Raw genomic sequence first — 13,019 nt, 5'->3', positions numbered from 1 at the left:
GGCTACAGCTTGGTGAGGTCGGTCTTCATCAGCATGACGTTGTACTCACTCCACAACGAGAGATTCCAATACAGGTCGGTTCCGGTGCCCAGGGTCGACGGCGACCAGGGCTGCATCATGGGCGCGTAGATGCCGCCATTCTGTTGCGGCATCAGCACGGTGGCCGCAGACCAGGTGCCCTGCGGAGTATCCGCGGTGCGCAGCACGACGTTGTTGAACTGGTCGGCGTAGAGCGTGACGTACTTGCCGAGCGTCGGGTTGTACTGCACCGACATTTCGCTGACGTGGTTGCCGGCCTTGGCGACACCGCACGCCCCGGTGTCCTGGCCGAACACCACGCCGGCCTTCGCCGGGTCCTTGTACCAGCCTTGTTTGATCGCACCGATGCCGAACCAGCCGCCGGCGCTGCCCTTGTTGTAGTACTCGTACTTGGACGCGTCGAGGATGTCGGCCTCGGCGACCCGCGACACGTAGGCAGCGCCGCCGCGGCCGTTCGGGGTGCCGTACGAGTAGACGTAGCCGTCGCCCGGGCGTACCAGGGCCGCCTGCTGGAAATTGGCGTTGCCGCCCCAGTTCTGCCGGACGCTCTGCGGTGCGATGGACCAGTTCTCGCCGTTATCGGTCGAGTAGGCCATCGCCGAGTAGTTCGTCGTCCACTGGCCTGGCGCGCCCCACTGCTTGACCGACATGAAGCTCAGGTACTGGGTGGCCCCGAACTGGGTGCCCGGCGTCGGCACCGAGATGCCGGAGGTCGGGATCAGCGTCACGCCGGACGGCAGGCCCGCGGGCAGTTTGGCGGGCAGGATGATCTGGCGTGCCGTCGTCGGCGACGATAGCGGCGTACCGCCGAACATGTTGCCGTTCAACCACTGGCCGGCCGGGATCGAAATACCGTCGGCGAGGTTGGTGTCCGACGACCGGAAAAGGATGTTGTTCAGCCAGTTCCCGGTCATGTTGGGACCACTGAAGGTGTCACCGAAAGCCATCAGCACCTGGTGCTCGTTGATAGGCGTGCTGGGATCGTCGGCAATTCCGTTGTCCCACACGGTGCCGACGTCAGTACCCCAGACGCCGAACCGATTCAAGGTGTCATTGGGGGCGAAGTTTCCCGTCACCCAGTCGACGAAACTCGTTGAGGGACTGAGCTGTTGACCTGGCGTGGGGAAGGCCGGCCGGGGGTTCATGGCTGCCGTGACCGCGGCCAGGGGATTGCTCAGCACCTGGCCGGTGGTGGTGAGGGCGCTGACGATGTTCTGCGGCTTGATCGCCGTCAGGAGGTTGTCGATCTCTTTGCGGGCGAACGCCAGCACGGTCCACGCCAGGGTCGGCTGGGTCGGACTGCCTGCCGGGTTGAACGCCCAATTCAGCGCGCCGGAAACGGCTTTCATCACAGCAGCCACGGGATTGAGCGCCTTGGCGGTGGGTGCGGTGACGTTCGGCGTGAGCAGGTTCGTCGTCGCGCTGACGGGACTCGGTGACGTCGTGACCGCGCTGGTGGTGACCTTCATGACCGTCTGCGCGACGGCGGCCACGCTGACGGGCTTGGGTGCCGTGGTCTGCGGGGCGGCGGCGGCCGGCTTGGCGGTGGCGGGCTTATCCGGGGTCAGCCGTGGGGGTTTGGGGGCTTTTGGCGGCTTGACGGCCGGCGGCTGCGTCCCGCGGTCGCGGCCCTTGGCCGGTTTGTCGGGCTTGGTTTCCGCCTTGGGGTCGGACGAGGTGCCGTCGGTGGTCCCCGCAGCCGGTGTCTCGGTCTTGTCGTCGTCCTTCGTGGGCTTGGTCTTGCCGCGACGTGGCTTGGTCGGGTTGCCCGAGGTGCCAGAGACCCCGGAGCTTTCGCCCGCGGAAGCTGTTGCTGGACCGGCGGGCGCGCCGGTGGTGGTCTGGTCGGCCCATGCGGCGCCCTGACCGGAGGCGATCGCGGTCCCGATGCCGAGCGCGACGGCGAGTCTTCCGACGCGGCCGACGTATCTTGCGGCGCTCATCGTGTCTCCCTGTTGTTCCAGCTAATTAACCTATGGAACAACATGGGGACGCGCAGCGGGTGAGTTTGAGCGGGTTGTGTCCGTGTCGATACCGTCAGCGGAGCAGGCCGGCTTCCCGCAGTGCGTCCTCGTACAACTCGATGGCGTGATCGATGCCCCGGTCGACCCAACTGTCGACGAAGGCGACCCGGTCGGCGATCAGCTGGATGCCGGTGGCCCAGCGCTCGAAATCCCCCGTGCGGCGCAGGATGTCGATCTGCACGCGGGTGCCCTTGAGATGGATGAAGCCACCCAATTCCGTGGTCTGTGGGCGTAGCACCGTGACGTCGAACTCTTCGATCCGGCCGTCGTCGACGAGTGCCTGCAGGTAGCCACGGGCATCGCGCAGGGCCGCGAGTGCCTGGAGTTCCCGTCCCTGGGTGGGCAGCCCCCAGGCGATCCAGATTCCGGTTTCGGACATGGCGCCCTACGCTACGCGCGGGCCGAGCAGTCGGCGGGGAAGTCGCGGGCGTCGCATGGTGCGCGCCACCCATTCGCCGAGCGTCACCCCGGCAGCGAGCGTGCAGCCGACCATGACGGCGGTGAACAGGTTGGAGATGGCCGCCAGCGTCTGGCCGGCCATGATCTCGGACAGCCCGCGATAGACCGCGAGACCGGGCACCAGGGGCGTGATGCCGGCGACGGACACGATGATCGGCGGGACCACCGCGCGCCGGGCGAGGAGGCCACCGGCGAGGCCGACGACCGTGGCGGCGACCGCCGAGGCCACGATCGGACCCAGCCCCGCGTCCAGGATCGTCCCGACCAATCCGGCCCCGACGGCGCCCGACGCGAACGAGGTGGCCAGCGCCTTGAGGGAGGCGTAGCTGGCGAGGGCGAAGGCCGCGGCCGCGAGGCCGCCGGTGAGCACCATGATCGGCAGCGGTGCGTAGGGGAACACCTCCTGCTGCATCGGCGGCAGGCTGGCGCCGAGGGCGGAGGTGAGCCGCAGCGCGATGCCCACCCCGCCGACCAGGCCCGCGGTGTAGACCATGACCTCGATGAAGCGTCCGGCCGCTGTGACGGGCGCACCCGTGATGGCGTCCTGCACCGAACCGACGAGCGACAGCCCGGCCATCAGCACGATGATGCCGGACACGATGATGCGGTACGGCGCGACGACGGCGCTGTGCTCGATGGCCAGCTTGTAGATGAACGCGGCCGGTACCGTCGCCATGAAACCACCCATGACCTGCTGGAAGAAATAGGGCAGGCCGAGCTTGCCGAGCGCGACGTTGGTGCCGTAGATCGCGGCGGTGGTGACGAACGAGACGATGGCGAGCGTCGGGCTGCCGCCGAGCATGAGCGTCACCGCGGCAGCCATCAGCGCCCAGCCGGACAGTGCGACCTTGCGCGAGTACGGATGGTCGGCGGCGACGATGTAATCGAGCGCCGCGCGGGCGGGCTTGAGGCCGAGATGCCCGCGGCCGATCCGCCGGAGCAGTGTGTCGACCTGTTCGAGACGCGTGTAGTCCAGCGAACGGTATTTCACCGTGCGCATGTAGTTGGTGGGCGGCAGGCCCGGACCGCGCCTGGCGGAGACGTGGATGGCGTTGTAGGTGACGTCGACGGCGCAGTCGGGCAGGCCGTAGGTGGCGGCGACGAAGGCGATCTGCTTGCTGGTGTCGATGGCGCCGGTGCCCGAATCCAGCAGCACCTCGCCGACGTTCATCGCCAGCTCCACGACCTCGGTGACGGCATGTTCGTCGCTCAGGTCGATGGGCTGCGCCGACGTGATGACGGGCAGGCCCGCGGTGTCTGCGGTCGACGGCCGGTCGCCGAGTATGCGGCGTCGCGCGGAGGCGACGCGATCACGCAGTGTCACACCAGCAGCGTAGGTCCCAAAGGTGGGGCCGCATTGCCAGTGGGCTAGATCACCGGTCGGCGGCGTTCGGTTGTGTGGCGGTCCGCCGACTACACCTTGGACAGGCTCGTCGTCGTGGATGGGCGGGGGTTCTGTTGTGCACAGGGGGAATTGGGCGTGGGTGATTCGCTGCCGGGTGACCGGCTGTGGCGGCGTGCTGCTCGCTGGTGGCCGGTGCTGGTGGCGTTGGCGGCCACGATCGCGCTCGCGATCGGCGGGCAGCATTGGTTTGCCAGTTCGGGCCGCTCAAAACCTGTAGGTGAGTCTGCCGCGTCGTTGGCGCAGCGAATCGCCGACGCGGCGACGGCGGCATTCAGCGGATCGACCACGATCACGGTCGCCAACCCAGCGGTGACGCCCGACCAGCGGACCGCGGGACTACCTGTCGATCCGGTGGCAGGCCTGACCTCGGTGACGCCGGCCGGACCGGTCCAGCTGGTCCTCCCCGACGGTCTGGATACCGCCCGACGCACGAGCAGCGGATCGATGGTCTACCCCGATCACGGCGCGGGGTTTGATTTCGTGGCCGAGAACACCGGCACCGGGACCCGCACGGTGGCTCGCGTCAACAGCCCGACCGGGGTGCGGATGGTCACCACATTCGTGCGCACGCCCGCCGACACGGTGATGCTGGCCCATGCCGACGGATTTGTGACCATCAACCGGGCCACCGCGACGGCGGAAACCATCGGGATGTTCGCTCCCGCCGAAACCCGCGACGCCGCAGCACAACTCGTGCCGTCGTCGTACGTGGTCCGCAGGCTGAGGCCCGGGCTCTACCAGTTCTCCGAGGTCATCGATCCGCGCTCCGACACGGCCTGGCCGGTTTTCGTGGATCCGCCGCTGCATGTCGGTGGGGTGTTCGACTCGATCGCCGGCACGGAGTCCAGTGCCGCGGTCATCGTCGCGGGGGCCGCAGTCGCGGTGACCGGTGTGGGTGGGCCGGCCGGTGCCGCCGCGATTGCCGCGGCAGCGGTCAACGTCGGTGCCGCTGGGCGGCAGCTCGCCGCAGAAGCCATGCCGGACAACCACACTCTGGGGGTCGTTTCCACGATCGCCAACACGGCCACCATGCTCACCCCTGGCGGGGCAGCCAAGAAGATCGCCGAAGAAGGCGCCGACATCATCGCCAAACAGGTACTTACGCAGACCGACGACGTCATCGACGCCGCCAAGGCCGTCCCCAACCCAGCACAGCTGCACAAGGACATCGCCGCGGTCGGCTCCGTCGGGTCAACCGACCTAGGATTGAGGTCAGCGTGGGGGCGAGGGGGACGAAAGTGACCGATGATCCGGTAATTGCACAGTTGGTGCTGGCGGTCGAGCAGAGTCCGGATGCGCTGGCCCTGCGCCTGCACCTCGCCGGCATTCTGGCCGAACGGGGGCGGCACGCCGAGGCATTGGCGCACTGCGGCGCGGTGCTGGCCGCGGACCCGGCCGACACGACGGCGCAACAGTTGTTGCAGCAGTGCACCGCCGCCCTTGCCGCCCCGGCGCCGGCGCCTGAACCCGAAGTGCCGCAACCGAAGTCGTCGTTCGACTGGGAGGCGGCCGAGGATCAGGTATCCGACATCGTCAAGCCCGCTTTTGTCGATGAACCCGCGCAGGCGGTGGGAGAGGACGACTTCGAGGCGGTCACCCGCAGTGAGGTGCGACTCGCCGACGTCGGCGGCATGGACGCCGTCAAGAAACAGCTCGAACTCTCGCTGCTCGGACCGCTTCGCAACCCAGAGCTGATGAAGGCCTACAAGATGTCGGCTCGCGGCGGTCTGCTGCTCTATGGGCCGCCCGGATGTGGGAAGTCGTTCATCGCCAAGGCGGTATCGGGCGAGCTGGGCGCGAACTTCTATCAGGTCGGCATCGCAGACGTGCTCCACCGCTGGTTCGGTGAGAGCGAACGCAGCATCCGCTCGGTCTTCGACACCGCGCGCCGTAACGCGCCGTGCGTGCTGTTTTTCGACGAGGTTGACGCATTGGGCCACCGCCGGTCCGCGTTGAGCGGTACCTCCGGTATCCGGACCATCGTCAATACTCTGCTGGAGGAACTGGATTCGGCCTCGGCCAGCAACGACGGGGTGTACATCCTGGGCGCCACCAACGCGCCATGGGATGTCGATGCGGCCCTGCGTCGACCAGGACGGTTCGACCGGATGGTTTTCGTCGGGTTGCCTGACACCACGGCCCGGGCCAGCATCGGGCGGCTGCACCTGCAGGATCGTCCGATCGAGGGAATCGACCTGTCCGCGCTGGCGGCCCGTACTGCCGGCTTCTCCGGTGCGGACCTGGCTCATGTCTGTGATACCGCAACGCAATTGGCGATGGCCGACTCGCTGCACACCGGTCAGGTGCGGCCGGTGCGGATGTCCGATGTGGAGGCGGCGCTGCGTCAGGTTCGTCCGTCGACCGGTCCGTGGTTCGATACGGCCCGCAACGTCGTCGAATTCGGCAATCGGGACGGTACCTACGACGACCTGGCGAAGTACTTGCGTCGCAACAAGATTCGGTGACAGCCGACGGTGTCGATGCCGCGCTGCAGCAGGCGCGGTTGTACCTCGACGTTGACAACCATCAGCGCGCCCGCGAGGTGCTGGCCGGTGCACTCTCGATGGCGCCGGATGATCCGGTGCTGCTCATCCTCGATGCCCAGGCCGCCGTCGGGCTCGGCGACCACATCGGTGCCGAGCGCCGCCTCTATGCGGCACTGAAATTGGCCCCCGACAATGAGCATGCAATTCGCTTGTATGCGTTGGCACTTCGTGGGCAAGGGCGGCTGCAGGAGGCGAAGTGGATGGCCTGGCGAGCGGTCTGCGGCAACCCGAACGAGTACCGAACCCACTTGGTGTACGCCCAAATCCTGTCGGACGAAGGCTGGCTGAATGCCGCGCTGGCCGAGGTCACCGAAGCGATCCGCCTGGAGCCCTCGGATCCTGATCTGTTTGTCCTGCGGGGAAACATCTTTCGGAAGTTGTCGCGAACCGCCGAATCGGATGCCGAATACACTGCCGCGCTCCGGCTGCAACCCGATCACGCCATAGCGACACACAACCTGGCGGTCAACCGGATGACCCGGGGACGGCTGTTGGGCGCGCTTCGGGGGTTCCTCGGTGCCGGCACGCTCGACCCTGCCCTCGGAGGTCTGGCCCGCAGCAACATCGCCCTCGCGCTGGCCCGCTGGCTGCGGTGGTGCAGCGTCGGAGTGCTGTTCCTGCTGTGGCTGCTGCTCGTCACGGCAGCTCCGGGCAACACGCTGGGTTGGGGACCGCGAGTCGGGATCGCCGTGGTGACCGTGGGTCTTGCCGCTGCGCTGGGAAAGCTGGTGGCCACCGTCGGCCGCCGCACCTTCGCGGCAGTCCTGAAGAGCCGGCCACTGGTGGCGGTACGCCTGCTGATCGTCTCTGTCGCGGTGGTGCTGGGGGCTCTCACGACCGTCAGCCCCCGACAGTTGGAGGTGGTGCAGGTCGGTGCTCCGATGCTGTTCGTCGTCAGCATCGTGTTGGCCTGGGTGAGCCGCTTCACGCGGCACTAGTACGACTGCCCGTTGGCGTATCGCTCACGACGGAAGTGACGGCCGTTGCCGCGGTTGCGGCTCTTGTACGTCGGCAGCTGTGAGTCACAGTTCGGACAGATCAGCCGTAGGTTCTCCCGACGGTTGTTCGTCGGGTCGCCGTCGATGTGATCCAGTACCAACGCCAGCGGCAGGTCTTGCCAGGTTGTGTTTCCGCCGCAGATCGCGCAGCAGCCGGATTGAGCGTCTCCGATGTATTGCCGCACATAGTGATCCGGGTAGGTGCCGAGGGACGCCTCTCCGGTGACAAGCCACCGTTTCGTCTTCACGTCGCGGCGGGCCGACGCCTGGCATGCGTTACTGCAGTAGACCTTCTGGCTGCGCTTCAAGAGCGGATTACCGCAAGCGAGACATGACCTCATGAGCGGACGTTACGACGGGCCACCGACAAGTAGACACGGTGTGATGGAGCCTCCTATCGGGATTGAACCGATGACATTCCGCTTACAAGGCGAACGCTCTACCACTGAGCTAAGGAGGCATGCGGTCCGAGCATGCCCGAACCGCCCAGAATCCTAACCCGTCAGGGTGCCTGGGTGGATCCCGGCTGGTCCTGGCCGTTCTCGTCCACGACCCGCTGCGAGGCCGCGGCCCGAGCCGCTGCCCGCCTGCCGCGCTGACGGCTCCCCGGAATCCGCCCGGCGATGTTGCTCAGCGGATTCACCGCGTCATTGAGCACGAGCACCGCGTCGTACAGCTTGTCGACGGTCGGGGCGAGCCCAGCGAGCACGGGCGCCAGTTGGTTGAGGTTGTCGACGACGTCGTTCAGTTTCATCAGGGCGCCGTCGGGTGCGGTGAGGACGTCGATGGCGCCGCCTTCGTCGAGCAGTCGTTCGGCGATGCCGCCCTCGCTGAGCAGCCGGTCCACCAGGCCGCCGTCGGCGAGCATCTTGTCGACCGATCCACCGTCGCCGAGCAGGCGGTCGGCGATGCCGTCCGCTCGCAGCACCCGATCGACCACGCCGTTGTCGGCCAACAGCCGGTCGGCGATGCCACCTTCGCCGATCAACCGGTCGGCGATGCCTTCCGGACGCAGGACCCGGTCCACAATGCCGCCGTCAGCGAGCACCTGGTCCACGACGCCGCCTTCGGCGAGGCCACGGTCGGCCACCCCACCCGGGGCGAGCACTCGGTCGAGGATGCCGTCGGTGGACAGCACGCGGTCGACGACGCCGCCGTCGGCGAGGACGCGGTCGGCCGGTCCGCCCGGTTCGAGCAGTCGGTCGACGATGCCGCCCGTACTCAGCAGCCGGTCCACCACACCGTCGTCGGCGAGGAAGCGGTCGGCCGGTCCGTCCTTCGCGATCAGGCGGGCGGCGATGCCGTCCTCGCTGAGTACCCGATCCACGACACCGTCGGGGGCGAGTACCTGTTCGGCGAAGCCGCCCGGGGCGAGCACTCGCGACAACGCGCCGTCGTCGGAGGTCAATTGGTCCAGCAAGCCACCGTCGAGGGTGAGCTGGTCGATGATGCCGCCTGGTGCCAGTGCCCGTGTCACGGCGCCGCCCTCGGCGGTGAGGCGGTCGAGGAGGCCGCCGTCCTGGCTGATCTGGTCGACCAGACCGCCCGGGCGGAGCAACCGATCGAGCACGCCGCCCGGCGCCAGCGCCCGGCCGAGGGGGGCGTCGTCGTCGATCAGTCGGGTGAGGCGACCGGCCCGGCTGAGCGCGTCGTCGAAGCCGAAGATGCGGCTCATCGACGGGGCGACGATCGCCGGCCCGCCACCGTTCAAACCCCGCTGCACCGCGGTGACGGTGTCGCCGGCGATTTCGAGGCCGGCGGAGGCGATACGGAGCGGCGTCGAGGCCAGGTCTGACAGGGCTTTACCCAGGTCCATCGGCCAAGTGTATGGCGCCCGTCACATCCGATGTGGTCGAGGTGCGAGAGGTCTGGCAAATGCCTGTGCGACTCACAGCATCTTCACAGTCACCAGGCAGGGAGGATTTAAGGCCTGCGAGGACCATGGCTGCATGGCCATGGCTGCACTTCCCGAGGCGACGCCCGAAGCACGGATTCTGGTAGTCGACGACGAGACCAACATCGTCGAGCTACTTTCGGTGAGCCTGAAGTTCCAGGGCTTCGAGGTGCACTCCGCCTCCAACGGCCCCGCCGCGCTGGACAAGGCCCGCGAGGTCAAGCCGGATGCGGTCATCCTCGACGTGATGATGCCGGGCATGGACGGGTTCGGCGTGCTGCGCCGGATGCGGGCCGACGGTATCGATGCGCCGGCGCTGTTCCTCACGGCCCGCGACAGCCTGCAGGACAAGGTCGCCGGTCTGACGCTCGGCGGCGACGACTACGTCACCAAGCCGTTCAGCCTCGAAGAGGTCGTGGCGCGGCTGCGGGTGATCCTGCGCCGCACCGGCCGCGGTGTCGAAGAGCCGCGCAGCGCCAAGCTGACGTTCGCCGACATCGAACTCGACGAAGACACCCACGAGGTGTGGAAAGCCGGGGAACCGGTCTCGCTGTCGCCCACCGAGTTCACGCTGCTGCGCTACTTCATCATCAACGCGGGCACCGTCCTGTCGAAGCCGAAGATCCTCGATCACGTGTGGCGTTACGACTTCGGCGGTGACGTGAACGTCGTCGAGTCCTACGTGTCGTACCTGCGCCGCAAGATCGACACCGGCGAGAAGCGCCTGCTGCACACCCTGCGCGGGGTCGGTTACGTCCTGCGCGAGCCGCGGTGATGAGCGCTCGCGCGAAGAACAAACCGCGCTGAGGCATTTTTGGGCGGACATCGCCAACAATGGAGTGATGACACGCCTGCGTTCACGCGGCATTCCGCTGCGGCTGGGGCTGGTTGCCGCGACCGTCCTGCTGGCGGCCTGCGGTCTGCTGGCCTCCGGCATCGCCGTCACGTCGATCATGCAGCACAGCCTGGTCAACCGCGTCGACGAAACCCTGCTCGACGCCTCCCGTAGCTGGGCACAGGAGCCGCGGCGGATGCCCGCCACTCCGATCGAGGGCCCGAACCCGGCACGGCCGCCGTCGAACTTCTACGTGCGCGGCATCGATCCCGACGGCCGGGTGTGGATCGCCGTCAACGACAACGATGCGCAGCCGGCCCTGCCGGACAGCAATGACGTCGGCCCGGTGCCGACGACGGTCGGCTCGATCCATCATTCGGATGTCAAATGGCGGGCCATGACGGTGCGCGGCCCGGCCGGCGAATTGACGACGGTCGCGATCGACCTGTCCGACGTGACGTCGACGGTGCGGGCGCTGGCCTGGTCGCAGGTCGGCATCGGCGCCGCCGTGCTGCTGATCCTGGGCGTCGCCGGGTACGTCGCGGTGCACCGCAGCCTGCGGCCCCTCGTCGAGGTGGAGCGGACGGCCGCCGACATCGCCGCCGGGCAGCTCGACCGTCGTGTGCCGGCACGGGACTCGCGGACGGAAGTCGGCCGATTGTCGTTGGCGCTCAACGGAATGCTCGCGCAGATTCAGGGCGCGGTGGCCTCATCGGAGCAGTCGGCAGAGACGGCGCGTACCTCCGAGGAGCGGATGCGGCGCTTCATCACCGATGCCAGCCACGAGCTGCGGACGCCGCTGACCACGATTCGCGGCTTCGCCGAGCTGTACCGGCAGGGCGCTGCCAGTGACGTCGAGATGCTGATGAGCCGGATCGAGAGCGAAGCCCGCCGCATGGGTCTGCTGGTCGAGGATCTGCTGCTGCTGGCGCGGCTGGACCAACAGCGGCCGCTGGAGCAGCGCCCCGTCGACCTGTTGATCCTGGCCACCGACGCGGTGCACGACGCCCGGTCGATCGCACCGCTGCGGACGGTGTCGCTGGAACTGCTGGACGGGCCGGGTACCCCGGAAGTCCTGGGCGACGAAGCCCGGTTGCGCCAGGTGCTGGGCAACCTGGTGATGAACGCGGTACAGCACACCCCGGAGTCCGGTGGCATCACCGTGCGGGTCGGCACGGTCGACGGTGACGCGGTACTCGAGGTGTGCGACCAGGGCCCTGGCCTGACGGCCGAGGACGCCCACCGGATCTTCGAGCGCTTCTACCGCACGGACTCGTCGCGCACCCGGACCAGCGGCGGCACGGGCCTCGGGCTGTCGATCGTCGACTCGCTGGTGCGGGCGCACGGCGGCGTCGTCACTGTGACCACGGCGCCGGGCCACGGCTGCCGATTCACGGTGCGGCTGCCGCGGGTCGGTGGCGCCGCCGGCTCAGCCGAGGGCAGCGATGATCTTGGCCTGAGCCTCGTCGAGTGATTCCGGCGACGGGTTCCGGTCGACGCCCGCGAACCCGAAGTCGGACAGGTTGCGGGCCGGGAAGACGTGCACGTGCAGGTGCGGCACCTCGAGCCCGGCGATGATCACACCGGCGCGGGGCGCGTCGAACGCCGTGCACACCGCGCGGCCGATCTTCTGCGACACCGCCATGACCTTGTTGAACAGCTCAGGATCCAGTTCCTGCCAGTTGTCCACCTCGGCCCGGGGCACGACGAGCGTGTGGCCCTGCGTCATGGGCTCGATGGTGAGGAACGCGACGACGTCGTCGTCCTCGTAGACGAATCGGCCCGGCAGGTCGCGGTTGATGATCATGCTGAAGACGGTCGGCATGGGCCCAGCCTATTGCTCGACGCGGGTGCCGGACAGCCAGGGATCGATGTGCGTGGCGAAGGGGCTGTCGCCGATGCTCTCGTAGTCCTGCTGAAAAGCGTCCGCCGTCAAGTGTTTTCGCGGATTCCGGCCGGTCCCGATGAATCCCGCGAGCTCGAAGTCGAGGGCGCGGGACAGCGATTTGTTGCCGCCGAAGTAGACGGCGCGCTTGACGGCCGCGATGGCGTAGGGGGAGCGCCGGGACAGCCGCTGCGCGGTGGCGTGGACGTCGTCGAGGAGGCTCGCGGCGGGCGCGAGTCGGTGCACGACGCCGGCGTCGAGTGCTTCCCGCGCGGTCAGCGGTCGCCCTTCCAGCATGTGTTCCAGTGCGGCGGACATGCCGAGCATGGCCGGAAGTCGTTGGCTGCCACCACCTCCCGGTACCAGGCCGGCGAGAATCTCGATCAGGCCGATGCGGACCTGGTCGGTGTCGGCGGCGATCCGCAGGTCGCAGAACAGCGCGAGCTCGAACCCGCCACCGAGGGTCGTGCCGTTGATGGCGGCGAGGTAGACCACGCCCGAGCGGTTCATCCGGGTGATGGTCCGCTTGAGGATGGCGCTGTAGACGATGCCGGTGCCCCAGTCGCCGCCGCGGGTCTCGGTGGCCTTGAGCAGGGCCGGGACGCGCATGGCGGCGTTGTTGAGCTTGATGGACCAGCCCACGGCGCGCGACGGCAGCGGCGGCGTCGCCAGCTGGAAGAACAGTTGCACCTGTTCAGGTTCGGAGTGCGAGATGAACTTGTCGCCGGTCCCGGTCAGGATCACCGCGCCGACCTCGGGATCTCGATCCGCGGCGCGGGTCAGCCGGTCCATGTCCTTGACCAGCCGCAGCGACAGGAACTGGTTCGGCGGGTCGTCGAACCGCGCGGTGAGGACGCGGCCGTCCTGCTGCAGCGTCAGGGTTTCCAGGTCCAGCTCGGCGGTACGTACCGGGGCTCGTCGTGGCACGGCGGTC

General features: G+C 68.1%; 12 protein-coding genes and 1 tRNA gene. 5 read left to right on the top strand and 8 right to left on the bottom strand.

Annotated elements, in window-relative coordinates; all coding sequences use genetic code 11:
- Positions 1-2: 2 nt before the first annotated feature.
- The 3 genes from TL10_RS22220 to TL10_RS22210 form a co-directional block, all read right to left on the bottom strand.
- Positions 3-1,982, bottom strand: coding sequence for a glycoside hydrolase family 183 protein (locus TL10_RS22220; RefSeq protein WP_043987364.1), 1,980 nt, complete (start codon positions 1,980-1,982; stop codon positions 3-5).
- Positions 1,983-2,076: 94 nt separating this feature from the next.
- The gene (locus TL10_RS22215) at positions 2,077-2,442 is read right to left on the bottom strand and encodes a hypothetical protein (RefSeq protein ID WP_043390286.1); all 366 of its coding nucleotides are present in this window, start codon (positions 2,440-2,442) and stop codon (positions 2,077-2,079) included.
- A 6-nt stretch (positions 2,443-2,448) separates the two neighbouring features.
- Positions 2,449-3,846, bottom strand: coding sequence for a threonine/serine exporter family protein (locus TL10_RS22210; protein ID WP_043987362.1), 1,398 nt, complete (start codon positions 3,844-3,846; stop codon positions 2,449-2,451).
- A gap of 156 nt (positions 3,847-4,002) precedes the next feature.
- Between TL10_RS22210 and TL10_RS22205 the strand changes: the two genes are divergently transcribed.
- Genes TL10_RS22205 through TL10_RS22195 form a run of 3 tightly spaced genes read left to right on the top strand, consistent with a single transcriptional unit; the run spans position 4,003 to position 7,411 of the window.
- Positions 4,003-5,169, top strand: a complete 1,167-nt coding sequence (locus TL10_RS22205) for a hypothetical protein (protein WP_052506504.1) — start codon at positions 4,003-4,005, stop codon at positions 5,167-5,169.
- Complete coding sequence (locus TL10_RS22200; RefSeq protein WP_043987360.1) at positions 5,166-6,392, top strand: ATP-binding protein; 1,227 nt, start codon at positions 5,166-5,168, stop codon at positions 6,390-6,392. The genes TL10_RS22205 and TL10_RS22200 overlap by 4 nt, the downstream gene beginning before the upstream one ends.
- Positions 6,389-7,411: a tetratricopeptide repeat protein gene (locus TL10_RS22195; protein ID WP_052506503.1), complete on the top strand. Its 1,023-nt coding sequence runs from the start codon at positions 6,389-6,391 to the stop codon at positions 7,409-7,411. Before TL10_RS22200 ends, TL10_RS22195 begins: the two co-directional genes overlap by 4 nt.
- Here the strand turns inward: TL10_RS22195 and TL10_RS22190 are convergent.
- The 3 genes from TL10_RS22190 to TL10_RS22180 form a co-directional block, all read right to left on the bottom strand.
- On the bottom strand, positions 7,408-7,812 hold the full coding sequence (locus TL10_RS22190) for an HNH endonuclease (protein ID WP_043390289.1): 405 nt from the start codon (positions 7,810-7,812) through the stop codon (positions 7,408-7,410). The two genes, TL10_RS22195 and TL10_RS22190, sit on opposite strands and share 4 nt — an antisense overlap.
- A gap of 44 nt (positions 7,813-7,856) precedes the next feature.
- Positions 7,857-7,931: transfer RNA gene (locus tag TL10_RS22185), tRNA-Thr, on the bottom strand.
- 42 nt (positions 7,932-7,973) lie between these two features.
- Positions 7,974-9,287 (bottom strand): hypothetical protein, encoded by a 1,314-nt coding sequence (locus TL10_RS22180; RefSeq protein WP_043390291.1) that lies wholly within the window; start codon positions 9,285-9,287, stop codon positions 7,974-7,976.
- Between the two features lie 133 nt (positions 9,288-9,420).
- On the opposite strand from TL10_RS22180, the gene TL10_RS22175 reads away from it, so the two are divergent.
- Both TL10_RS22175 and TL10_RS22170 read left to right on the top strand, forming a co-directional pair.
- A complete protein-coding gene (locus tag TL10_RS22175) occupies positions 9,421-10,140 on the top strand; it encodes a response regulator transcription factor (protein ID WP_043390293.1) in 720 nt (239 codons plus the stop codon).
- A 67-nt stretch (positions 10,141-10,207) separates the two neighbouring features.
- Positions 10,208-11,674, top strand: a complete 1,467-nt coding sequence (locus tag TL10_RS22170; protein ID WP_043390879.1) for a sensor histidine kinase — start codon at positions 10,208-10,210, stop codon at positions 11,672-11,674.
- Here the strand turns inward: TL10_RS22170 and TL10_RS22165 are convergent.
- Together TL10_RS22165 and TL10_RS22160 are read right to left on the bottom strand one after the other, a co-directional pair.
- Positions 11,630-12,025: an HIT family protein gene (locus TL10_RS22165; protein ID WP_043390295.1), complete on the bottom strand. Its 396-nt coding sequence runs from the start codon at positions 12,023-12,025 to the stop codon at positions 11,630-11,632. The two genes, TL10_RS22170 and TL10_RS22165, sit on opposite strands and share 45 nt — an antisense overlap.
- Positions 12,026-12,034: 9 nt before the next feature.
- On the bottom strand, positions 12,035-13,012 hold the full coding sequence (locus TL10_RS22160; RefSeq protein WP_043987359.1) for an enoyl-CoA hydratase/isomerase family protein: 978 nt from the start codon (positions 13,010-13,012) through the stop codon (positions 12,035-12,037).
- Positions 13,013-13,019 lie beyond the last annotated feature (7 nt).

The organism is Mycolicibacterium llatzerense, assembly GCF_000878195.1.
Lineage (GTDB): Bacteria > Actinomycetota > Actinomycetes > Mycobacteriales > Mycobacteriaceae > Mycobacterium > Mycobacterium llatzerense.
Note: the sequence above shows the minus strand (reverse complement) of the source record. Positions and strands in the feature narration are given on the sequence as shown.

Coding starts and splice junctions, on each gene's coding strand:
- TL10_RS22220 (WP_043987364.1), bottom strand. CDS start 1,982: ATGAGCGCCGCAAGATACGTCGGCCGCGTCGGAAGACTCGCCGTCGCG.
- TL10_RS22215 (WP_043390286.1), bottom strand. CDS start 2,442: ATGTCCGAAACCGGAATCTGGATCGCCTGGGGGCTGCCCACCCAGGGA.
- TL10_RS22190 (WP_043390289.1), bottom strand. CDS start 7,812: ATGAGGTCATGTCTCGCTTGCGGTAATCCGCTCTTGAAGCGCAGCCAG.
- TL10_RS22180 (WP_043390291.1), bottom strand. CDS start 9,287: ATGGACCTGGGTAAAGCCCTGTCAGACCTGGCCTCGACGCCGCTCCGT.
- TL10_RS22175 (WP_043390293.1), top strand. CDS start 9,421: ATGGCCATGGCTGCACTTCCCGAGGCGACGCCCGAAGCACGGATTCTG.
- TL10_RS22170 (WP_043390879.1), top strand. CDS start 10,208: ATGACACGCCTGCGTTCACGCGGCATTCCGCTGCGGCTGGGGCTGGTT.
- TL10_RS22165 (WP_043390295.1), bottom strand. CDS start 12,025: ATGCCGACCGTCTTCAGCATGATCATCAACCGCGACCTGCCGGGCCGA.